This is a genomic window from Kytococcus schroeteri (genome assembly GCF_042433515.1).
GTDB classification, from domain to species: Bacteria; Actinomycetota; Actinomycetes; order Actinomycetales; family Dermatophilaceae; genus Kytococcus; species Kytococcus schroeteri.
This window is the reverse complement of the sequence record NZ_JBHLVH010000028.1, coordinates 29,647-51,845: the sequence shown is the minus strand read 5'-3', so window position 1 is coordinate 51,845 and position 22,199 is coordinate 29,647. Positions and strand designations below refer to the sequence as shown.

The 22,199-nt window shown below is 73.1% G+C and carries 16 protein-coding genes; 7 read left to right on the top strand and 9 right to left on the bottom strand.

Annotation, left to right across the window (positions count from 1 at the left end):
* Positions 1-27: 27 nt before the first annotated feature.
* From ACFFHC_RS11275 to ACFFHC_RS11240, 8 genes are all read right to left on the bottom strand, one after another.
* Positions 28-1,350: a short-chain fatty acid transporter gene (locus ACFFHC_RS11275; RefSeq protein ID WP_101849609.1), complete on the bottom strand. Its 1,323-nt coding sequence runs from the start codon at positions 1,348-1,350 to the stop codon at positions 28-30.
* A gap of 186 nt (positions 1,351-1,536) precedes the next feature.
* On the bottom strand, positions 1,537-2,172 hold the full coding sequence (locus ACFFHC_RS11270; protein WP_070703274.1) for an ABC transporter ATP-binding protein: 636 nt from the start codon (positions 2,170-2,172) through the stop codon (positions 1,537-1,539).
* Position 2,173: 1 nt separating this feature from the next.
* Complete coding sequence (locus ACFFHC_RS11265) at positions 2,174-3,490, bottom strand: hypothetical protein (protein ID WP_070703273.1); 1,317 nt, start codon at positions 3,488-3,490, stop codon at positions 2,174-2,176.
* Positions 3,487-4,239 carry a hypothetical protein gene (locus ACFFHC_RS11260; RefSeq protein ID WP_141761908.1) on the bottom strand — a complete coding sequence of 251 codons (753 nt, stop codon included), beginning with the start codon at positions 4,237-4,239 and terminating at the stop codon, positions 3,487-3,489. Before ACFFHC_RS11260 ends, ACFFHC_RS11265 begins: the two co-directional genes overlap by 4 nt.
* Before the next feature lie 32 nt (positions 4,240-4,271).
* Complete coding sequence (locus ACFFHC_RS11255; RefSeq protein ID WP_083323358.1) at positions 4,272-4,655, bottom strand: hypothetical protein; 384 nt, start codon at positions 4,653-4,655, stop codon at positions 4,272-4,274.
* Positions 4,656-4,760: 105 nt separating this feature from the next.
* Positions 4,761-7,256, bottom strand: a complete 2,496-nt coding sequence (locus ACFFHC_RS11250) for a DNA gyrase/topoisomerase IV subunit A (protein ID WP_101849587.1) — start codon at positions 7,254-7,256, stop codon at positions 4,761-4,763.
* Between the two features lie 124 nt (positions 7,257-7,380).
* Positions 7,381-11,286, bottom strand: a complete 3,906-nt coding sequence (locus tag ACFFHC_RS11245; protein WP_379805469.1) for a cell wall-binding repeat-containing protein — start codon at positions 11,284-11,286, stop codon at positions 7,381-7,383.
* 64 nt (positions 11,287-11,350) lie between these two features.
* The gene (locus tag ACFFHC_RS11240; RefSeq protein WP_379805466.1) at positions 11,351-13,129 is read right to left on the bottom strand and encodes an AMP-binding protein; all 1,779 of its coding nucleotides are present in this window, start codon (positions 13,127-13,129) and stop codon (positions 11,351-11,353) included.
* Between the two features lie 99 nt (positions 13,130-13,228).
* On the opposite strand from ACFFHC_RS11240, the gene ACFFHC_RS11235 reads away from it, so the two are divergent.
* The 4 genes from ACFFHC_RS11235 to ACFFHC_RS11220 are packed head-to-tail and all read left to right on the top strand — an operon-like array spanning position 13,229 to position 18,308.
* Positions 13,229-15,724 (top strand): bifunctional acetate--CoA ligase family protein/GNAT family N-acetyltransferase, encoded by a 2,496-nt coding sequence (locus ACFFHC_RS11235; RefSeq protein WP_083323357.1) that lies wholly within the window; start codon positions 13,229-13,231, stop codon positions 15,722-15,724.
* A gap of 47 nt (positions 15,725-15,771) precedes the next feature.
* A complete protein-coding gene (locus ACFFHC_RS11230; RefSeq protein ID WP_070703275.1) occupies positions 15,772-16,383 on the top strand; it encodes a DUF5998 family protein in 612 nt (203 codons plus the stop codon).
* Positions 16,384-16,391: 8 nt separating this feature from the next.
* On the top strand, positions 16,392-17,621 hold the full coding sequence (locus tag ACFFHC_RS11225; protein WP_180802233.1) for an alkaline phosphatase family protein: 1,230 nt from the start codon (positions 16,392-16,394) through the stop codon (positions 17,619-17,621).
* 3 nt (positions 17,622-17,624) lie between these two features.
* Positions 17,625-18,308, top strand: a complete 684-nt coding sequence (locus tag ACFFHC_RS11220) for a thymidine kinase (RefSeq protein WP_070705678.1) — start codon at positions 17,625-17,627, stop codon at positions 18,306-18,308.
* A gap of 36 nt (positions 18,309-18,344) precedes the next feature.
* Here ACFFHC_RS11220 and sepH read toward each other — a convergent pair whose 3' ends face one another.
* A complete protein-coding gene (gene sepH, locus ACFFHC_RS11215; RefSeq protein ID WP_181443129.1) occupies positions 18,345-19,346 on the bottom strand; it encodes a septation protein SepH in 1,002 nt (333 codons plus the stop codon).
* A 146-nt stretch (positions 19,347-19,492) separates the two neighbouring features.
* On the opposite strand from sepH, the gene ACFFHC_RS11210 reads away from it, so the two are divergent.
* The 3 genes from ACFFHC_RS11210 to ACFFHC_RS11200 are packed head-to-tail and all read left to right on the top strand — an operon-like array spanning position 19,493 to position 22,165.
* Positions 19,493-20,128 carry a trimeric intracellular cation channel family protein gene (locus ACFFHC_RS11210; protein WP_101849593.1) on the top strand — a complete coding sequence of 212 codons (636 nt, stop codon included), beginning with the start codon at positions 19,493-19,495 and terminating at the stop codon, positions 20,126-20,128.
* Positions 20,125-21,276: a ferrochelatase gene (locus ACFFHC_RS11205; protein ID WP_101849594.1), complete on the top strand. Its 1,152-nt coding sequence runs from the start codon at positions 20,125-20,127 to the stop codon at positions 21,274-21,276. Before ACFFHC_RS11210 ends, ACFFHC_RS11205 begins: the two co-directional genes overlap by 4 nt.
* Positions 21,269-22,165, top strand: coding sequence for an inositol monophosphatase family protein (locus ACFFHC_RS11200; RefSeq protein ID WP_101849595.1), 897 nt, complete (start codon positions 21,269-21,271; stop codon positions 22,163-22,165). The genes ACFFHC_RS11205 and ACFFHC_RS11200 overlap by 8 nt, the downstream gene beginning before the upstream one ends.
* Positions 22,166-22,199 lie beyond the last annotated feature (34 nt).

Below are 22,199 nucleotides of genomic sequence, written 5' to 3'. Positions count from 1 at the left end.
CGCCCGGGCCCCTCGTGCGTGGTGGGGTCACGCCCCGGTGCCCACGAGCAGCATCGTGGCGGCCAGGACCACGCCCACGGTGACCAGGATCATCGTGGTGTAGCCCAGCACGTCGCGGATGCGGAGGCCGGCGATGGCCAGCAGCGGCAGGGCCCAGAAGGGCTGCACCATGTTGGTCCACTGGTCGCCGTAGGAGACGGCCATGATCGCCACCGCCGGGTCCACGCCGAGGCGCTCGGCGGCATCGAGCAGGATCGGCCCCTGCACGGCGATCTGCCCGCCGCCCGACGGCACGAAGAAGTTCACCAGGCCGGCCGAGAGGAAGGCCAGCAGCCCGAAGGTCTGCGGCGTGGAGGTGTCGACCACCGCGTCCGAGAGCACGGCGATGAGGCCGGTGCCGGCCATGATGCCCATGATCCCGGCGTAGAGCGGGAACTGCAGCAGGATCTCGCCCACGTTGGAGGCGGCGTCCTTGACCAGCTCCACCAGCTCGAAGGGATTGCGCACCAGCAGCAGCACCAGGCCCAGGAAGCTCCAGTTGACGACGTCCAGGGTGAGCGTGCCGCCGTCGGCGAAGTGCAGGCCCAGGTAGGCCACCACCAGCAGGCCGAGCACGGTGGTGGTCACCCGGGAGGCGTCCACCGCGTCGGCCGGGGTCTCCACCGTCCACTCCGGCCGGGCGGTCTCCAGCTGGTGCTCGGGCATCTCCACCACGTCCGCACCGGACTTCGGGGCCATGAGCGCCACGGTGGCGAGGATGACCAGCAACGCCACCGCGGCCGCGGTGAGGTTCCACCAGCTGAAGGTGGTCTGCGTGATGGGGATGGTGTGGCCCACCTGCTGGGCCACGAAGGAGCCTTCGGTGGCGGCCGTGAGCGGCGCCGAGCCGGAGTAGCCCATGTGCCAGATGCTCATGCCGGTGTAGCCGGTGGCCACGAGCAGCGGGAAGTGCACCTTCTCGCCGCGCAGCCGGGCCTGGGCGGCCACCTCCTTGGCCAGCAGGGCGCCGACCACCAGGCCCAGCCCCCACGTGACGAGGGTGGCCAGACAGGTCACCAGGGCCACGAAGACGTAGGGCATGACGCGGCCACGGGGCACGCGGGCCAGGCCGGTGAGCAGGGTGCGCACCGGGCCGGTGTGGGCCAGCACGTGGCCGAGCATGAGCACCAGCGCCATCTGGGTGATGAACGCCAGCAGCCCGGCCAGTCCGTCACCCCAGGCCGTGACCACCTCGCGGGGGCCGGCGTCGGTGAGCGCCAGCGCGGCGACCATCACCACGAGCGTCAGCACGATGGCGAACACCAGCGAGGAGGGGATGAACCGCTCCACCAGGTGGTTGATCGGCCCCATCACCCCCTGGCCGCGGCGGCGGTCCGGGCTGGGGCGGGTGGTGGCCGTGGACGCGGGGCTGGACACGGGTGGACCTCCAGGCGAGGGGACAGGGCACCCAGATGCTATGGGTGACCCCGGTCACACCGGGTACGGGGGTCCCGCCGCGCCGGCGGTCGAACCTCAGCCGATGCCGGGTTCGGTCATTCAGGCCTCGACCACCCGTGCGTCGTCGATGCGCAGACGCCGTTGGGTGAGGGCCTCGAGGTCCTCCGAACGATGGCTGGTCATGAGCAACGTGCCACCATCCGAGGAGAAGTCCCTCAGGAGGCCGGTGATGCGCTCGGCACTCGACTGGTCGAGTGCGTTGAAGGGTTCGTCCAGCAGCAGCACGCGCGGTCGTTCGAGGATTGCTTGGGCGATGCCCAGCTTCTGCTTCATCCCGAGGGAGAAGTTCTTCGCCTTGGTCGATGACGTGGGGTCCAGCCCCACGGCCTCGAGGGTTTCTCGGACGCGGGCCTCATCCGCGACCCTGCGGATGTGCGCCAGCTCGCGCAGGTTGTCCGCGGCACTCAGATGGCCGAGGAACCCGGGGGAATTGATCATGACGCCGAAGGACTCCGGGTACTTGCGTCCGGGCCCCATGAGGGCTGGGTCGATGGTCACTTCTCCGGCGTCAGGTCGCATGAACCCTACGAGCAACTTGAAGAGCACGGACTTGCCGGAGCCGTTGGGGCCGCTGAGGCCGATGGACTCACCGTGCTCGACAGTGAGGTCGACGTCTCGCAGAACAGGGGTGCCGCGGAAGGCCTTCGAGAGCCCAAGGGCGGAGATGGCGTGCATGTCAGAGGTCACGTCCTTGTCGGGGCAGTGGTGAACATCGGATGGTCAGGGCGAGCGCTGCCACGGGAGCGGCGAGCCACAGCCAGGCTGGAGAGGCTCCCGCGTCCTGGGCCAGCGCGGTGAGGCCGAGCGGGAGGTGCGAGGACTCCCACGGTGCGAGGGGGGCGAGGAGCAGCGTGCTGCTGAGGACTATCAGCCCCCAGTTCTGGTCACCGGCGACCCACGTGACCGAGACGGTGAGCGTGCCCCAGACGAGCACGTGCAGGAGCCACCCGAGAAGGAGGTGGCCACCGAGCAGGAGCGACGACGAGAGCTGCTCTCCGGTCATGACCGTGGCGATCACGGTGGTGCACGCCGTTGCGCCGACCACGGCAACGGCAGGGGCCGTGACGGAGGGCTTCAGAACGGGCCAGGTCCTTCCATGGGCGAGGACACGCAGGGGCGCTGAGCGCAGGGCAGGGGTGTCGAGGGCCAGGAGGGCCATGAGCACCGGGAGGTTGGTGACCATCCAGTGCACCGTGAAGACCTGGGCATCGAACGCCCCGCCGCCGTGCCCCCACCAGGTGAGGAGAAGGACCTCTCCCGAGGAGTGCCACCCGTTGCCCTGGAGCGCGGGCGCTGCCAGGGTCCACAGCCCAGCAGCGGCCGTGGTGGTCCAGAAGGCGGAGGTGGGTCGAAGGGGGCCCCGCTGCACTGCCACTGCCAGGGCCGCGCAGGCAAGCAGCGAGGCGAGGGACCGCACCCTGCCTGCCTCGGGGCCCGGCAGGGCCAGGTCGACGGGGCCCACTCCCAGGGTGGGGATGCCCAGGCCGATCTGGCAGACGGCCCAGAGCACCACGGCACAGCAGAGCGCCCAGCCTGCCGCCGCACGCCACGCGGCGGCTCCTGCAACGGCCGTGCTCAGCAGCGTCGTCGCGGCAGCGAGTGTCATGAGACAGGCCGCCAGGGTCGGTGCCGCCTGGGGCAGGCTCTCCCACGGCAGGCCGGTGGCGCTGGCTGCGGCCCCCAGGAGGTACCCGCCGAGAGCTGCACACGAGGCTGTGAGGGCATCGAGGAACAGCGCCCGCGTGAGGGAGCGGTCGGTACCGTGCCGCATGCGCGCGGCCGGGGAGCCGTGCCAGACACCGTCGGAGACGGCCACCACGAGACTTGCCGGCAGGATCACGGACACCCAGGGCCGGGGGTCGGTCAGCCGCATCCAGAGGTGATCTGCAACGGTGGGCGCGGCGGCCGAGCGGGCGTGGAGCCCGTAGAGGCAGCCGCAGACGACACCGACGACGAGTATCCCGAGCGTCCTCGGTCGGAGCACGGTACTCACCGGGGGAGTTCAGGCAGCCGCACCAGCACGCACATCCACAGGAGCGCCGTCACTCCCGTGGCCAGGGCCAGCGAGGGCACAGCGTGCCAGAGCGGGAAGACATCCAAGGTGGGTGGGAACTGCGAGGCCGTGGGGGTGAAGGTCTCCAGCTTGGCGAGTGCGAGCACCACGGAGACGACGGTGACACCCGCGAGGGGGAGGAAGAACGCCAGCGCATGGCGCCTCACCAGGAGCAGGAGTGCCTGGGTGGCCGCGGCGAGCACCAGCCCCCAGAGGCCGAGCCATGCGCTGTGGGCGGCAACGTAGGCCCATGGGGTCCGACGGGTCAGGGCGCCGCCGGCCACCGCATCGGCGTTCCAGTCCGCCACGTGCTGCTCGGCCACGTGGTAGGCGTCCGGGTAGTACTGGAAGCCCGTGCTCGGGAGCAACTCCAGGGTCACCAGTCCGTAGACCACGGGCAGCAGCGCAGCGGCGAGGCCGGCGACGACCGCCCATGGCCAGCAGAGCCGACGGAGGGTGACGGTCACAGGGGCACGCGTCCGGGTCGCCTCGAGGAACCCGTCGGTCAGGCAGGACCGCAGGTGCCAGCCGGCGACGAGTGCCAGGGCCAGTGGCAGTGTGAGTCCCACGGGTCCGCTGGAGGCGGCGAGATAACTGTGGAACGGGCTCACATAGGCCGTTCCCTGAGTGCCGAACCAGCTCGTGAGGCCGCCCAGGGTGAGGACGAGCAGGGCAACAGCGAGGGGCACCAGCCGGACGCTGGCACCCCTCGCCACAGTGCTCAGTTGCTGCGCCACGTGCCGCTGACCTGGACGTCCACCCGCGTGAAGACACCGTTGTTGAACTCCACACGCGTGGAGGCACCGGAGCCGATCGAGTTGTTCAGCTTGTACTCCTGGTTGTCGGTCACACCGGAGACCCCGGTGCCGCCGGGGAGCATCCGGGCATCCACCTTGTAGTTGCCCCCCACGGACTGTGACGTGAGATCACCGGCACGACTGTTGATGCTCTTGGTCTGGGAGGCGGTGTACGCCTTGCCGTTGAACTTGCCGACCGTGGTGCTGTACGACCGGTAACTCGTACCGGCGTAGGCGGACGTCGCGGACACAGCGGCGACGACCGCCAGTGCAGCGGCTGCCAGTGGTCGAATGCGAGTGCGGTGCATGGTTTTTCCCCTTTTCCGGCCGCCCGGTGCGACCCACATCATGGAACCATCGGGGGGGAGGGTCAAGTCCTTGGTTCTCGAGGCGTGGGTGCGTCGTCTGACGCCTCAGCCGATGCCGAGGATCGCCGCCGGGGCGGGCGTGCCCGAGCCGTCGCGGCGGTCGGTGGGCTCCGGCAGGGCCACCGCCGAGCCCCCCGCGTCCACCGCCCGCGGGTCGGCGCCCACCCAGGCCAGCACGAGCGCGTCCTCACCCTTGAGGAAGCGGTGGCAGCGCACGCCCGCGGTGGCCCGGCCCTTGCCCGGGTAGGCCTCCAGCGGCGTCACCTTCACCGACCCGCCGGAGCCGGGCAGCGCCCCGGCCGACCCGGCGACGGTGACCACCACGGGGGCAGGGGCGTCGGTCTCACCCTCGCCGCCCGTCCGCACCGCGGCGAAGGCCACCACGCGCCCGCCCTCGGGCACCTTGATGCCGGCCACACCGCCTCCGGACAGCCCCTGCGGGCGCACCAGCGAGGCCGGGTAGCGCAGCAGCGCGGCGGCGTCGGTGACGAACACGAGCTCCTCGCTGCCGTCGGACAGTTCGGCGGCGCCCACCAGCTCGTCGCCCTCGGCCAGGCTGATGACCTCCATCGCGTCCTTGCTCGCCGGGTACTCCGGGCGCACCCGCTTGACCACGCCCCGGGCGGTGCCCAGCGCCAGCCCGGCGGTGCCCTCCACGTCGTCGGTGCGCACCAGGGCCAGCGGGCGCTCGCCGCCGGCCAGGTCCACGAAGGCCGCCACCGGAGCCCCACCGGTGAGCCCCAGCGAGCCGGCGGCCGGCAGGGCGGGCAGGTCCACCACCGACAGCCGCACCAGGCGCCCGGCAGAGGTCACCAGGCCCACCTGGCCACGGGCGGTGGCGGCCACCACCGAGGCGATGGCGTCGTGGTCCACCCGGGGTGCGTCGGCGGGGCGCACGTCGGTGCGCACCAGCGCGCCGCTGGTGTCCTCCTCGCGGGGCACGCGGGCGATGAGTCCGGTGGCCGAGAGCGCCACGGTCACGGGGTCGTCGGCCACCTCCAGCGGGGCGGCGGGCACCATCGCGGCGGCGGCCTCGCTCTCCAGCAGCACGGTGCGGCGCGGGGTGCCGTGCTCGGCGGCCACGGCGGCCAGCTCGTCGCTCACCACACCGCGCAGGCGCGCCTCGTCGGCCAGGATCGCCTCCAGCTCGGCGATGGCGGCCTGCAGCTCGTCGCGCTCGGTCTCCAGCTCGATGCGGGAGAACTTCGTCAGGCGCCGCAGCTGCAGCTCCAGGATGTAGGAGGCCTGCGCCTCGGAGAGGTCGAAGACCTCCATGAGCCGCGTGCGGGCCTCGGCGGCGTCGTCCGAGGAGCGGACGAGCTGGATGACCTCGTCGATGTCGAGGATGGCCAGCAGCAGCCCCTCCACCAGGTGCAGCCGGTCGCGCCGCTTCCCCAGGCGGAACGCGGTGCGCCGCCGTACCACCTCGCACCGGAAGTCCACGTACACCTGCAGGGCCTCCTTGAGCCCCAGGGTGCGCGGCTGGCCGTCCACGAGCGCCACGGTGTTGATGCCGAAGGACTCCTCCATCGGCGTCTGCTTGTACAGCTGCGCCAGCACGGCCTCGGGGTTGAAGCCGTTCTTCACCTCGATGACCAGCTGCAGGCCGTTGTGGCGGTCGGTGAGGTCCTTGACGTCGGCGATGCCCTGCAGCTTCTTGGCCTGCACCTGCGTCTTGAGCTTGGCGATGACCTTCTCCGGCCCCACCAGGTAGGGCAGCTCGGTGACCACGATGCCCTTGCGGCGCGGGGTGACGTTCTCGATGGTGGCCTTGGCCCGGGTGCGGAACGAGCCGCGGCCGGTGCGGTAGGCGTCGCGGATGCCGTCGAGCCCCACGATGCGGCCGCCGCCGGGCAGGTCCGGCCCGGGCACGAAGCGCATGAGGTCCTCCACCGTGGCGGCGGGGTTGTCCAGGAGGTGGCGGGCGGCGGCCACCACCTCGCGCAGGTTGTGCGGGGCGATGTTGGTGGCCATGCCCACCGCGATGCCCGACGCCCCGTTGACCAGCAGGTTGGGGTAGGCCGCGGGCAGCACCTCGGGCTGCAGGAGCTGGTCGTCGTAGTTGGGCACCATGTCCACGGTGTCCTCGTCCAGCGTGGCCGTCATGGTGAGTGCGGCCGGGGCCATGCGGGCCTCGGTGTAGCGGCTGGCGGCCGGTCCGTCGTCCAGGGAGCCGAAGTTGCCGTGCCCGTCCACCAGGGGAAGGCGCATCGTGAACGGCTGGGCCAGGCGCACGAGGGCGTCGTAGATGGCCTGGTCGCCGTGCGGGTGGTACTTGCCCATCACCTCGCCGACGACGCGGGAGGACTTGACGTAGCCGCGGTCCGGGCGCAGGCCGAGCTCGTCCATGCCGAAGAGGATGCGGCGCTGCACCGGCTTGAGGCCGTCGCGCGCGTCCGGCAGCGCGCGGCTGTAGATGACGGAGTAGGCGTACTCGAGGAAGGCCGAGCTCATCTCCTCGGCGACGTCGATGTCGATGACCGTGTCGGCCACCTGGGTGGGCTCTGCGGGCTTGTCGGACTTCTTGGGCACGGGCCACATGATGCGTCATCCGCCCGCCGCGCCGGGGGACCGGCACGCACTGCCCCGGGCACGAGGCCGCCCCCGTCTTCCGGTGGTCTGCTGGACCACCGGAAGACGGGGGCGGGCGCCGGAGTGGATCGGCTCAGCGGCGGGTGATGCCGCGCAGGGCCTGGACGACCTTGTCGCCCACGGCCGTGGCGCCACCGACCACCGTGGAGACCCACGGCGAGAGGCGGGTGACGGCCCGCGAGGTCGGCTCGGGCAGACGGTCACTGCGCGTCAGCAGCACGGCGGTGTCCTGCGTGCCGGCCACGGCGGCGGCGGTCAGGGCGTCGGGGTAGTTCTCACCGGAGGCGACGAACACCTGGTAGGGGTCCTTCTTGACCGACCGTGCCACCAACTCGGCCGTCTCGTAGCGGTCGGCGCCGCCGATGCGGCGCACCGCGTCGGCATACTCGCCCGCCTCGGCGAAGACCGAGCCCTTCACCACCTGGCGACCACCGAGGATGACGACCCGGTCGGGACGCATCCGCTGAAGTGCCTTGCGGGTCTCGGTGGGCAGGCGGTCGCCCCGGGTGAGCAGCAGCGGCGCGTCCTGGGCACCGGCCACGGCAGCACCGGTGAGGGCGTCGGGGTAGTCCTGACCGGAGGCGAGGTACACGGTGTCCACCGGGGCGTCGTGCCCGGCAGTGAGACGGGCCGCGGTCGCGTAGCGGTTGGCGCCGGCGACGCGCTCGACCGTCCTGCCACCGGCCGCCAACTGGTCGGCCACCTCACGGCTCACGGCCTTCTCGCCGCCCAGGATGACCACCTTGCGGGGGCCGATCTGGGCCAGTGCCTCGCGGGTCTCGGCCGGCAGACGGTCGCGACGGGTGAGTAGCAGCGGAGCATTCTTGCTGGAGGCCACCGATGCGCCGGCCAGGGCGTCAGGGTGGTCCTGGCCGGAGGCCACGTACACCGTGTCGTGGTCGCCCTTCATGCTGCGGGCCAGGCGGGCTGCGGTGGCGTAACGGTTGGCGCCGCCCACGCGGGAGACCTTCTCCGCCTTCGAGGGGTCCAGGTGCACCAGTGTGCGGGCCAGCGGCTCACCGCCCTCGGCCGGCTCCATCTCGACCATCCCCAGCCAGGCCTTGGTGGGGTCGTCGACGGACACCGCGCCCTCGGCGGTGTGCGGCGCGATGCGGGGCAGGTGCACCGGGCTCTTGAAGGCGAGGTTGCCCGCGTCGGCCGCGTCGGGCGACAGGACGAACAGCCGCAGGGTGAAGTCGGTGGACTCCTTGCCCTTGAGGTCGGTACCGGTCACGTGCAGCTCGAAGTCCGCGTCGGTGCCGATGCTCGGCACGATGAGGCGCTCGTTGGCGGCGGGGGTGCGCCCGCGGTCCAGCGGGTACCCGGGGAACTCCTTCCAGGTGATGGTCAGGTCCAGGTTCACGTTCGGGTCGTCGGACTCGATCTCGGCCCAGAACACGTCACCGATCTTCGCCTCGAAGGGCACGCGGTAGGCCTCCTTCTCGCGACCCGTCCACTCCTCACCCTTGTCCTGGCGCACGGTGCCGCGCCACTCACGTCCCGGGACCATCCCGTGGGTCCGCAGGGCCACGTCGCGCTTGCGCGAGGAACGCAGCTCCACCGGCACGGTCGACTGACCGGCGTGACCCAGCACATGACTGGGCATCTGCACCGCCTCGGAGCGCAGCGCGATGGGCAGGTGGAAGGGGTTCACCCCGCTGGCGGTCAGGTCGAGTCGGCCGGTGACCCACTGCTGGGCCGGCATGCCGGTGTCGGTGAAGGTCAAGGTCACGGTGCCGGACTCACCGGGGGCCAGAGTGAGACGCTGGGGGGAGACGGACGTCTCCACGCCGTCCAGGCCGGACACCTTCGGGGTCCAGGTGGTGGTCCTGCCGGTGGTGTTGGTGACCGTGCGGGTGACGGTCTGCTCGCCGAGGAGGCCGCCGAGCGCGATGGACGGGGTGTTCAGCTGCCACGGCTTGATGGGGTCGACGTCCTGGCCCATCCGCGCACCCTGTCCGGCCAGGAGGCGCTCCCAGTCCGAGGCGTCGGAGTCCACGACGAGACCGGGGTCCAGGAAGGCCCGTGGCTCGACGAAGCCGGCGCCGCCCCCGAAGGGGTGGTTGTCGTCCGGGCCGGTCATCTTCCGGGAGGTGGTCATCATGGCCGACTTGATCGCCATCGGGGACCAGTCCGGGTGGGCCTGCTTGACCAGGGCGGCCAGGCCGGCCACGTGCGGTGCGGACATGGACGTGCCCGAGACGTGCCTGGCCACGGGGCGGCCACGCTCCGCGGAGGACCAGGCGGCCAGGACGTCCACACCCGGGGCCGTGAGGTCGGGCTTGAGCAGATTGCCCTGCGCAGCGTTCGTCGGGCCGCGGGAGGAGAAGTCGGCCAGACTGGGCACGGTGGAGGAGTCCCCGTGCTCGTCCACCAGCGAGGCCGTGGCCTCGGAGCCGCGGGCGTAGGCCCGCAGGCCCTTGCGCGCGGAGGAGTCCAGGTGCACGGTGGGCACCCAGTGGTCGTGGGTAAGGGTGTCCCCGGGCTCGGTGTTGACCAGCACCATGCCCACGCCACCGGCGTCCTTCACCGCCCGGGACTGATCCATCGGGTTGGCCTCGCTGCGGTCGCACACCACGATCGTGCCCTTGACCTTGGCCGGGTCCAGCGTCCCGGCGCGGCACTCGGTGCTGGGCGAGGCGTTCTCGGGGGCCACCTCGTCGGCGAGCACCAGCGGGGCCTCCTGCGGCAGGGGCGGTGTCATGGAGGACCCTTCGTAGCGCTGGCCGTCGCCGGTGACCAGCGTCTTGCGGTGCTCGGCGTGTGCACCGGCGGCCACGGTGGTCACCCACGGGGAGGGGTGGTTGGTGGTGGCCTCCTTGGGGCCGTCGTTGCCCGACGAGGCCGCGACGAACACGCCGCTGGCGGCGGCGTTCATGAAGGCCACCTCGACCGGGTCGCGCAGGTCGCGGTCGGTGCCGGAGATCGAGTAGTTGATGATGTCGACCCCGTCGGCCACGGCGGCGTCGATGGCCGCGGTGGTGTCCACGGTCGGACAAACACCTCGGCCTTCGGCGAGCTCCCAGCAGGCCTTGTAGGCCGCCACGTGCGCCTTCGGTGCCATGCCGGAGATGGGGCCGGACGGCAGGCCGTTGACCGACACCTTGGTGCCGGCGGCACCGGTGGCGGTGCTGGCGGTGTGCGAGCCGTGGCCGTGGACGTCCAGCGGCGAGTGGGACTCGTGGTCGGCGAGCTTGTGCTCGCCCAGGCCCTCACGGAAGACCTTGGCACCGATGATCTTGTTGTCGCACGTGCTCTCGGGGAAGTCGGCGGGGGTCTCGCTCTTGCACGCTCCGCGCCAGTCGGCCGGCGGCGCGGTCATGCCGGCGTCGTCGAAGGAGGGGTTGGCCGGGTTGATGCCGGAGTCGATCACGCCGACGACGACGCCCTGGCCCTGGGTGTCGCCGGCGTGCTTCCACACGCCGTCGGGGCCCGTGAGTCCCAGCATCTCGGGGGACTGGTCGGTGTGGAGGGTCTCCAGACGGTTCTCGGTCACCGACAGCACGCGCGGGTCGGCGGACAGCTTCCGGGCCTGCTCCGCGGTGAGCTCCACGGCAACCCCGGAGAGGGCGTGGGTGTAGCGCTCCACCGGGCGGGGTGCGTCCACGCGAGAGAGCACCGCGTCCTGCTGGCTGGTCAGGTGCTGGGCATAGGCGCGCACGGCTGACGGGCGGGCGTCCCCGGCCTTCCCAGCGGTGGCGGACAGGCCCTTCACGCCCCCGGTGTAGGTGGCGATCGGCTCGTCGGCGGTCACCACCACGTACAGGCCGTCGGACCAGCTGCGGTCAGCCGGCGTCTGCTGCGGGGGGAGCGTGGTGAGCTCCTCCAGGGCGGTGGTGCTTGGGGGGCTGTCGTTCTGCGCGGTCGGCGGGACGGTGGGGGCGGCGCCGGCGGGCGACAGCGACACCATCGAGCCGGTCAGGCACAGGATGGTGAGCGCGGTCAGACCAGCTGCGTGGGGGCGGCGGTGCAGGGACACGACGAAGGGCTCCTTTTGAGAAGTGTTATTGAAAGCATTCTCGCATGGAGCCCATCCGTCGGTGTCACCGGCCTCCTGCACAGCCCTTGAGGTCGGGGAAGTCGCTCTCCCAGAACTCCCACTCGCTGGCGCGCTCGGCGGGGTCGTCGCCCACGGGGTGGAACTCGTTCTCCCGTGCCTTGAGCTCCACCCGGCGGATCTTGCCGGAGACGGTCTTCGGCAGCTCGCCGAACTCCAGGCGGCGGACGCGCTTGTACGGAGCCAGGTTGGCGCGGCAGTAGGCGAGGATCGACCCGGCGATCTCGCGACTCGGCTCGGTGCCCTCGACCAGCACCACGTAGGCCTTGGGCACCGACAGGCGCGTCGGGTCCGGCGAGGGGACCACGGCCGCCTCGGCCACGAGCTCGTGCTCGATGAGCACGGACTCCACCTCGAACGGGCTGATGCGGTAGTCGCTGGCCTTGAACACGTCGTCGGCGCGGCCCACGTAGGTGATGTAGCCGTCCTCGTCGCGCACCGCCACGTCACCGGTGTGGTACGCCCCGTCGCGCATCGCGTCAGCGGTCTTCTGCTCGTCGCCGTGGTAGCCCACCATCAGCCCGATGGGGCGTCCCTTGGGGCCATCGAGGCGCAGGCACAGCTCGCCCTCCTCGCCGGGGGTGGTCACCTCGGCCCCGGTGGCCTGGTCGAGCAGCACCACGTCGTAGCCCGGCAGGGGGCGGCCCATGGAACCCGGCTTGAGCGGGCGACCCGGCGCGTTGCCGATCTGCGCGGTGGTCTCGGTCTGGCCGAAGCCGTCGCGGATGGTGATGCCCAGGCCCTTCTCCACGGCGCGGATCACCTCGGGGTTGAGCGGCTCGCCGGCGCCCACCATCTCGCGCAGGGCCAGCTTCTCGCGCCAGGCGGCGAGGTCCTGCTGGATGAGCATGCGGTACACCGTGGGCGGGGCGCAGAAGGTGGTGGCGCCCTCGGCGGCCAGCACCTCCAGCAGGGCCTTCGCGTCGAAGCGCGGCTGGTTGACCACGAGGATCGTGGCCTCGGCGGTCCACGGGGTGAACAGCGAGCTCCACGCGTGCTTGGCCCAGCCGGGGGAGGAGATGTTCACGTGCACGTCGCCGGGGCGCAGGCCCACCCAGAACATCGTGGACAGGGCGCCCACCGTGTAGCTGGAGTGGGTGTGCTCCACGAGCTTGGGCGCGCTCGTGGTGCCGGAGGTGAAGTACAGCAGCATCGTGTCGTCGGCCATGGTGGGCGCGTCGGGGGTGAAGTCGGCGCTCGCGGCGTGGAAGTCCTCCAGGCGCAGCCAGCCCTCGGGCGTGTCGCCCTCGCCGCAGACGGCGATGCGCTGGAAGTCGCCGTCCACCTTGGCGAAGGTGTGTGCCTCGCCGGCGGTGGTGATGACGTGCTTGACCTTCCCGCGGGCCACGCGGTCGGTGAGGTCCTCGGGGGTGAGCAGCGTGGTGGCCGGGATGACCTGGGCGCCCAGCTTGATGCAGCCCACCATCACCTGCCACAGCTCGGTCTGGTTGCCCAGCATCACCAGCACGCGGTCGCCCTGGGCCACGCCCACCTCGCGCAGCCAGCTGGCCATCTGCGAGGAGGTGCGGGAGACCTCCGCCCAGGTGAGCTGGTGGGTGCGGGTGCCGTCCTTCACCACGTCCACGATGCGCAGGGCCGGCTCGTCGGCGCGCGGTCCGGCGGCCACGGCATCGATGTGGTGAAGACCCCAGTTGAACTCGGTGAGGCGGGGCGCGGCGAAGGCGTCCACGGCCGCGTCGTCGGCGTCGTGCAGGGCCAGGACGGCGTCGCGGGCGTCCCGGAAGGTGTCGGTGGGAGTGCTCATGGGGGAAACCTACCCGCCAGGTGACCGGCGTCACATGACAGGGGCCGGGGTGTCCGGAGCGGTGGCGGCCGCCCGGAGGGCGCCTGCCACACTGGGGCCATGGACGAGGTCGCCCCCACCACCGAGCAGATCAGGGCGGACCGTGCTGCCACGTGGGTGACGGACGTGGTGCTGCGTGACGGCGCCGTGGCCCACCTGCGGCCCATCAGCCCGGGGGACCGGGAGGCCGTGGCCGCGTTCCACCGGCGCCAGTCCGAGCGCTCGCGCTACCTGCGCTTCTTCGCCACCATCCCCGAGCTCTCGGCCCGCGACCTGGACCGCTTCACCCAGGTGGACCAGGACCAGCGGGTGGCCCTGGTGGCCGAGATCGGCGGGGAGATCATCGCCATCGCGCGCTTCGACCGCCTCGACCCGACGACCGCCGAGGTCGCCTTCAACGTGGCCGACGCCCACCAGGGCCGCGGCCTGGGCTCGGTGATGCTGGAGCATCTGGCCGCCATCGGCGACGAGCTGGGCCTGGGGCGCTTCACCGCCGACGTGCTGCCCGAGAACCGCCAGATGATGAACGTCTTCACCGAGGCCGGTTACGAGGTGGCCCACCGCTTCGAGGACGGCGTCATCGCGGTGTCCTTCGAGATCCAGCCCAACGAGACCTCCCGCACCGTCCGCGAGGCCCGCGAGCAGCGCGCCGAGTCCCGCTCGGTGGCCCGCGTGCTGCGCCCGGAGTCGGTGGTGATGATCGGCGTCTCGCGGCGCGAGGGCACCATCGGGCACAAGGTGCTCGAGGAGATCGTGGCCGGCGGGTACACCGGGCGCCTGGAGGTGGTGCACCCCGAGGTGCCCGAGCTGCTGGGCATCACCACCACGCCCAGCGTGCGAGAGGTCGAGGGCCCGGTGGACCTGGCGATCGTCGCCCTGCCGGCCGAGAAGGTGCACGAGGTGGTGGCCGACTGCGCCGCCATCGGGGTGCGCTCAGTGCTCGTGGTCTCGGCCGGGTTCGCCGAGGCCGGCGAGGAGGGGGCGCGGCGCCAGCGCGAGCTGCTGCGGCTGGTGCACTGGCACGGCATGCGCCTGGTGGGCCCCAACTCCTACGGGCTGAGCAACTCCGCGCAGGAGGTCTCGCTCAACGCCACGCTGGGCGCGCCGTCCGTGCGGGGGCGGTTCGGGCTCTTCGCCCAGTCCGGTGCGCTGGGCGTCTCGGTGACGCAGATGGCGCGGCAGCGCGGCGTGGGCCTGTCCACCTTCGTCTCGGCGGGCAACCGTGCGGACGTCTCGGGCAACGACCTCATGCAGTACTGGATCGACGACGAGGACACCGCCGCGGTGGGGCTCTACCTGGAGACCCTGGGCAACGCCCGCAAGTTCTTCCGCATCTCGCAGCGGCTGGCCGCGCGCAAGCCGGTCATCGTCATCAAGTCCGGCACCTCGGGCTACGGCGTGCCGCCGGGGCACCTCATCCGCCGCAGCCAGGCCAGCCCGGAGGCGCTGGACGCGATGCTGCGCCAGAGCGGCGTGATCCGCGTGAGCAACCTGCACCAGATGTTCAACGTGGCCCAGCTGGCGCTGCACCAGCCGCTGCCGGAGGGGCGTGGCGTGGCCATCGTGGGTAACTCCAGCTCGCTGGCCGCCCTGGCCGCCGACGCGTGCGTGGGCTGGGGGCTGGAGATGGCCCGCGAGCCCGCCTCGCTCGCGCACGACGCCTCGATGGAGGAGGTGGCCGCCGCGCTGGAGGAGGCCTTCGCCGACCCGTCCGTGCACGCGGTGCTCGCGGTGTTCATCCCGCCGCTGGTGGGCGACGGCACGGACCTGGCCCGCACGGTGGGCCGGGTGGCCCTCGACCAGGACAAGCCCTGCCTGACCACGATGACGGGCATGGACGGCGTCGACGAGACCCTCTCGGCCACCAAGGACACCCCGGAGGGTCCCGTCACCGAGGTGGTGCCGGCGTACATGACCCCCGAGGACGCGGTGCGGGCGCTCAACGCCGTGGAGCGCTACGCCGCCTGGCGCCGCTCCTCGCGGGGCACCCTGGTGCAGCCCGAGGGGGTCACCTGGCAGTCGCTGGACGCCGCGCAGGAGGTGGCCGGCGACGCGCTGCGCTCGGCCCCGGCCGGCCGGGAGCTGCGCCCCGAGGAGCTCGAGGACCTGCTGTCCGCCGTGGGCATCGAGCACGACCCGGCGGCCCCCGGGGAGCCGGCCGCGGGCTGGCCGGGCGAGGTGGTGCCGCTGGTGGTGGAGGCGGTGGAGGACCCGCTCTTCGGCCCGGTGGTCTCGCTGCGCTTCCACGGGCGCACCGCCGAGCTGCTCGGCACCCCCTCCTACCGGGTGCCGCCGCTCACCGACGCCGACGTGCACGACCTCGTGGACTCCCTGCAGGGCAGCCGCCTGCTCACCGCGCGCGGCGTGGACCGGGCCGCCCTGGAGGACCTGCTGGCGCGCGTGGCCGTGCTGGCCGACGCGGTGCCCGAGCTCGCCGAGCTGCAGTTGAGCCCGGTGGAGGTGCGGGCCGACGGGGTGGTGGTGCACGGCGCCCGGGCCACGGTGCGCCGCCCCAAGGTGCGCCAGGACGCGGGGCGTCGCAGCATCTCCCGTTGAGGCCGCCCAGCGGGAGGTCGTCGGTGCCGGGTGGCAGGATGACCCCCATGCTTGGACGCCTCCACGAGTCGCACGACCCCCAGGTGCCCGCGGACTCCCTGCCGCAGGACCTGGCCGACGACATCGAGGCGGCCGGCTACTACCCGGCCCTCGTGGCCGACGTGGTGGCCACCGCCGTGGCGGGCCAGGAGGTGCAGGCCCACCTGGTGCACCAGGAGGCCACCTTCGACACCGACACCGTGCGGCGCCACCTCACGGTGCTCGTCCTCACGCCCGGGCGGCTGGTCATCGCGCACGCCGACGACCGCGAGGCAGAGCACGTGGAGTCCGCGCCGGTGGCCATGGCCACCACCGAGACGGTGCCGCTGAGCCGTCTGCGCGGCGTGGTGCTCTCGCACGTCATGGCCAACCCGGAGGACTACCGGCCGGGCAGCCTGGGCCGGGAGGTCACGCTGACCCTCGGATGGGGTGCGATCAGCCGCCTGGACCTCGTGCCGGCCGGCTGCGCCGACCCGCAGTGCGAGGGCGACCACGGCTACGAGGGCACGGTGGCCGGTGACGACATCTCGCTGCGCGTCAGCGGGGAGGTCTCCGGGGCCCAGGCGGTGCAGGAGGCGCTGGACTTCGCCCGCGCCGTGCAGGCCAACCTGGGGCGCTGAGGTCCGGCGTGAGCACGCACCCGCTGCTGGACATCGAGTCCGTCGACCCCGCCCTGGGCTACGCGCCGGGCGGCCTGGCCTCCCTCTTCGCGAGCCTCGGCGCCTCTCTGGGCGTCGACCTGCCGGACCTGCCCGTCCGCGAGCTGCCGCCGGCCCACGGCGTGGTGAGCGTGCTGCTGGACGGCCTGGGCTGGACCACGCTGGAGCGCTACGCCGGGCACGCACCCTTCCTGCGCTCGCTGCTGCAGGACCCGCAGGTGAGCACCCCGGCGGTCTGCGGCTTCCCCAGCACCACCGCCGTCTCCCTGGCCACGCACGCCACCGGCGTGCCGCCGGCGGTGCACGGCCACGTGGGCTACGCGGTGCGCGACCCGCGCACCTCCACGGTGTTCAACCACCTCTCGTGGAAGGACGGACCGGACCCGCTGGCCTGGCAGACCCAGCCCACCCTCTTCGGCCGCCTGGCCGATGCCGGGGTGCGCGTGGTACGCGTGGGACAGAAGAAGTTCGCCACCTCGGCCCTCACCCGGGCCGCCCAGCGCGGGGGCACCTACCTGCCCGCGGACGGGCTGGGTGCCTGGACCGCCGCCGGGCTCGACCTCGCGCGCCGCTCCAGCCGCAGCGAGCCGACGGCGGCCTACCTGTACTGGCCGGTGCTCGACCAGATCGGCCACGCCCAGGGGCCCGGCTCGGTGGACTGGACCGGCGCCCTGGAGGAGGTGGACGCCGCCCTGCGCGAGCTCGTGGAGGGCCTGCCGCCGGGGGTCCACTTCTCGCTGACCGCCGACCACGGCATGCTCGGCATCGACCCGGCCGGGGCCCTGCGCACCGACGACCCGCAGCACGCCCACCTCGTGGAGGGGGTGGCCGCGGTGGCCGGTGACCCGCGCTGTCGCTTCCTGTACCTGCCCCGGGCCGACGAGTCCCCCGAGGGACGCCAGGGTGAGCCGGACCGGGCCCAGCAGGCCGAGCTCGTGGACGCCTGGCGCGAGGCCGCCGGGGACGGCGCGCTCGTGGTGACCCGTGCCGAGGCGGTGGCCTCGGGCTGGTTCGGCCCCGGCACCACCGCGGAGAACCTGTCCCGCATCGGCGACGTGCTCGTGGTGGCCCGGGACGACCGCTTCCTGGCCTTCGTGCCGGGGCCGGACAGCACCGGCCAGATGTCGCTCAAGGGCTGGCACGGCGGTCTGCACCGCGAGGAGCTGCTGGTGCCCGACGTGCTCCTGCCGGCTCGGTGACCCGTGGCTGAGCTCGCCTTCTTCACCGGCACCATGGACTGCGGCAAGTCCACCCTGGCGCTGCAGATGGACCACAACCACCGGGCCCGTGGCCGCCACGGTCTGGTGTTCACCTCCCACGACCGCGCCGGGGAGGCCACCGTCAGCTCCCGTCTGGGCCTGCAGCGCGAGGCCCTCGAGGTGCACGACCAGCTCGACTTCTTCGCGATGGTGGTGGCCGAGGCCACCAAGGGCCGCCCGGTGCACTACCTCATCTGCGACGAGGCGCAGTTCTACAGCGCCGCGCAGGTGGAGCAGCTGGCGCGCCTCGTGGACGAGCTGGAGGTGGACGTCTTCGCGTTCGGCATCACCGCCGACTTCCGCGCCCAGCTGTTCCCCGGCAGCAAGCGCCTGCTGGAGCTCGCCGACCGCACCCACCTGCTGCAGGTGGAGGCCCTGTGCTGGTGCGGCCGCCGCGCCACGCACAACGCCCGCGTGGTGGACGGGCACATGGTCACCGACGGCGACCAGGTGGCCGTGGGCGACGTCGGCGGCTCGGACGCGCCCACGCCGCAGGTGGAGTACGAGGTGCTCTGCCGTCGCCACTTCATGCGGCGTATGACCTCGCACGTGGCACGGGTCTCCTCGCCCGAGGGGGAGCTGCTGCCCTTCGACCTCGACGTGTGCGCGGTGCCCCCGCCTCGCTGAGCAGGACGGGGGCACCGCGACGGGCGGGCGAGGGGCTCAGCCCTTGGAGCCGCCGAACATGATGTCGTCCCAGCTGGGCACCGACGGGCGCCCACGGCGCTTCTGCGAGCGCTGCCGCGGGGCCAGGGGTGCCTCGCGCTCCTGCGGCTCCTCGACCGGCTCGGGCACCGCGGCCCCACCGGTGCGGGTGGGCTCCTGCGGGGCCGGCTCGTCGGCGGCGTCGTGCTCGGGGGCGCTCTCCGGCGACTGGGCGCGGCGGTGGTCCCCGGAGACGTCGGTCGCCTGGTCGGCTTCATCGGCGTGCTCGTCGCCGGCCTGCTCGCCCTCCTGCCCACGGGACGTGCCGGGGGCCGTCGGCAGCGGGCCCCCCGCCTCGCCGCGGGTGGTGCGGGCGTGGCTCACCGGCTCGTGCCCGACGCCCGGCGCGGCCGGGGCCTCCTGGGCCGCGGCCGGGGCGTCGTCCTCGAAGCCGTCCTCCTCGGCGGTGCTCAGCCACCGGGCCTCGTCGTCCTGCGGGGTCAGGGCCGAGGTCATGGGGTCGAAGTGCCACACCGCGGTGCGGGTGCGCCCGCCGGCCTCGAAGGACAGGCTCACGGCCCACGGGGTGCCGTCCTGGCGCCAGGCGTCCCACCACGCGTCGTCCGGGCGCAGGCCGCGCATCACCAGACGCTCCTTGACGCGCTTCTCCAGGGTGGGGGAGGAACCCCGCCCGAAGGAGGGCAGGAAGGCCCCCCGGGCCAGACCCGCCACGTGGCCGCGCTCGGCGAGGATGGGCGCCTCGTAGCGGCCGATCTTGTCCGTGCTCCACCCGGAGGCCTCGGCCACCTCCTCGGTGCTCGCACCGGCGCGGATCATGGCCTGCACCTCGCGCGGCGTCACGGCCACCTCCGGGGCGGCCGACACGGCGTGCTCGGGACGGCGGCGCAGGGCGGTGGTGAGCGCCGGGGTGACGGCCACCGTGTACCGGGTGCCCGCGGCGTCCTGCAGCAGCAGGTGGTCCCCGGAGTCATCGACCCCGAGGAAGGTGAGCTCGTCCATCGGCAACTCCTCGCATCGGTCCCGCCACCTGCGGCGGTGGGCTCTCGTCGGTGTCCCGCGGCCACGACGTGCGGCGGGGCTCCATCGCACCATGCCACGGGCCCGGGCGTCGCGTCGGGTACCACGCCGCGGCCTAGGATGACGCGGTGACCCCCTTCGAACCGGCCCTCGCGCTCGCGCTGGACCTCGTGGGGGTCTTCGCGTTCGCGGTCTCCGGCGCGCTGGTGGCGGTGCGGCGCGGCCTCGACCTCGTGGGCGTGCTCGTGCTCGCCTGGCTCACCGGGCTCGGGGGCGGCACCATCCGCGACGTCCTCATCGGGGCCGTCCCGCCGATGGGGGTCTCGGACTGGCGCATGATCACCGCCGCCGTGCTCGGCGGCCTGGTCACCTTCGCCCTGCACACCGGCATGCACCGGGTGCAGCGCCCCATCCGGCTGCTCGACGCCCTGGGGCTGGCCTTCTTCTGCGTCTCGGGGACGCTCGTGGCCACGCGCGCGGAGGTGGGCCCGGTGACCGCCGTCATCGTGGGCACCGTCTCGGCGGTGGGCGGCGGGGTGCTGCGCGACGTGGTGGCCGGCCAGGTGCCCGAGCTGCTGCGCCGCGAGCTCTACGCCCTGCCCGCGCTGCTGGGCGCCACGCTCACGGCGCTGGCCCACGAGCACGGCCTGGTGTCCCCGCAGACCGTGTGGCCCATCATCGGGGTCGTGTTCGGAATCCGCATCGCCAGCATCGTGTTCGACTGGCACCTGCCCCAGGCCCTGACGACAGGAGACGCCCGATGACCGACTCGCCCCTCGCGCCGTACGACGCGGTGCTGCTCACCAGCTTCGGTGGCCCGGAGGCCCCCGAGGAGGTGCTGCCCTTCCTGCGCCGCGTGACCGCCGGCCGCGGCATCCCCGACGAGCGCCTCGAGGAGGTGGGTGCGCACTACCACCACTTCGGCGGACGCAGCCCCATCAACGACCAGAACCGCGCCCTGCTGGCCGCCCTCGAGGCCGAGCTCGCCCGCCGCGAGGTGGAGGTGCCGGTGCTCTGGGGCAACCGCAACAGCGCGCCCTTCCTGTCCGACGTCGTGGCCGAGGCCTCGGCCGCGGGCCACCGCCGCCTGCTGGCGCTGACCACCAGCGCTTACTCCAGCTACTCCAGCTGCCGGCAGTACCGGGAGAACCTCGCGCAGGCCGTGGTCGACCACCACGACGCCGGGGGAGCGCCGGTGCGCATCGACAAGGTGCGCCCCTACGTCCACGCCCCGGGCTTCTCGGCCACCAACGCCCACCTGGTGACCGAGGCCGTCCGAGGCCTGCTCGCCGAGCACCGCCCCGAGCAGGTGGCCGTGGTGATGGTGACCCACTCCATCCCGGTGGCCATGGACGAGACCTCCGGCCCGGGCGACAGCGACGGCGAGGTGTACCAGCGCCAGCACGAGCAGCTCACCGGCGCGATCGAGGACGAGCTGGAGGCCACCTTCGGCGCCGTGCTGCGCACCGACCTCGTGTACTGCTCGCGCTCCGGCGCCCCGCACCACCCGTGGCTGGAGCCGGACGTCAACGACCACCTGGAGGCGCTCGCCGGCGAGGGCTTCACCGCGGTGGCGGTGGCCCCCATCGGGTTCGTGAGCGACCACATGGAGGTGGTCTACGACCTCGACGTGGAGGCCACTGCCACCGCCGCCGAGCACGGCCTGTCGATGGTGCGCGTGCCCACCGTGGGCACCGACCGGCAGTTCGTCTCCGGGCTGGTGGACCTGCTGCTGGAGCGGGCCGCCGAGACCCGCGGCGAGGCGGTGGAGCACCGCCAGTGGCCGCCCTCGCCGGCCATGCCCTCGCAGTGCGCGCCGGGGTGCTGCCCCAACCTGCGCGAGGCGCTGCCGGCGCTGTGCGGCGACCCGGCCGAGCAGCCCGCCTGGTACCGGGAGCAGGCCGATGGCTGAGCAGCCCACCGTCACCTTCGGCGCCGTGCCCGCCGGTGCCGGTGACCTGCCGGTGCCCGGTGCCGGGACGATCGCCTCGCTGCGCGCCCTGGCCGCCCGCCTGGCCCGCGAGGCCGGCGAACGGCTGCTGGCCGGGAGGCCGGACACCGTCGAGGTGGCCGACACCAAGTCCTCGGCCACCGACGTGGTGACCGCGGCCGACCGGGCCAGTGAGCAGTGGCTCCGCGAGCAGCTGGCCGCAGCGCGCCCGGACGACGCGGTGCTGGGGGAGGAGTACGGCGCCGAGGGGGCAGCGGGTGCGTCGGGCCTCACGTGGGTGGTGGACCCCGTCGACGGCACCGTGAACTACCTCTACGGCCTGCCGGCCTGGGGGGTCTCGGTGGCGTGCGTGGTGGGCGACCCGCGCACGCCGGGCGCCTGGCGCACCGTGGCCGGTGCCGTGGGCGCCCCGGTCTGGGGCGAGCTCTTCCACGCCGGCCTCGGGCAGGGGGCGGTGCTGCAGGGCCCCGACGGGCGCGAGCGGTCCTTGGCGGTCACCTCTCTGGAGGACCCGGGCCGCGCCCTGGTGGGCACCGGGTTCGGGTACGACGCCGGGCGCCGCCGCGAGCAGGGTCGGGTGGCCGCCGCGCTGCTGCCGCAGGTGCGCGACCTGCGCCGCATGGGCTCGGCCGCCCTCGACCTGTGCTGCGTGGCCGCCGGCCGCCTGGACGCCTACTACGAGAAGGGCACGCAGGTGTGGGACCACGCCGCCGGGGTGCTCGTGGTGAGCGAGGCCGGGGGCGTCGTCGGCGGCCTGGGAGGTGCCCCGCTGGGGGACCCCGTGGTGGTGGCCGGCGGGCCGTCGGTGGGCCGCTGGCTGCACGACGAGCTGGTGCGGCTGGAGGCGTGATCCGGCGCGGGAATCACCGCGCCGGCAACGGTGT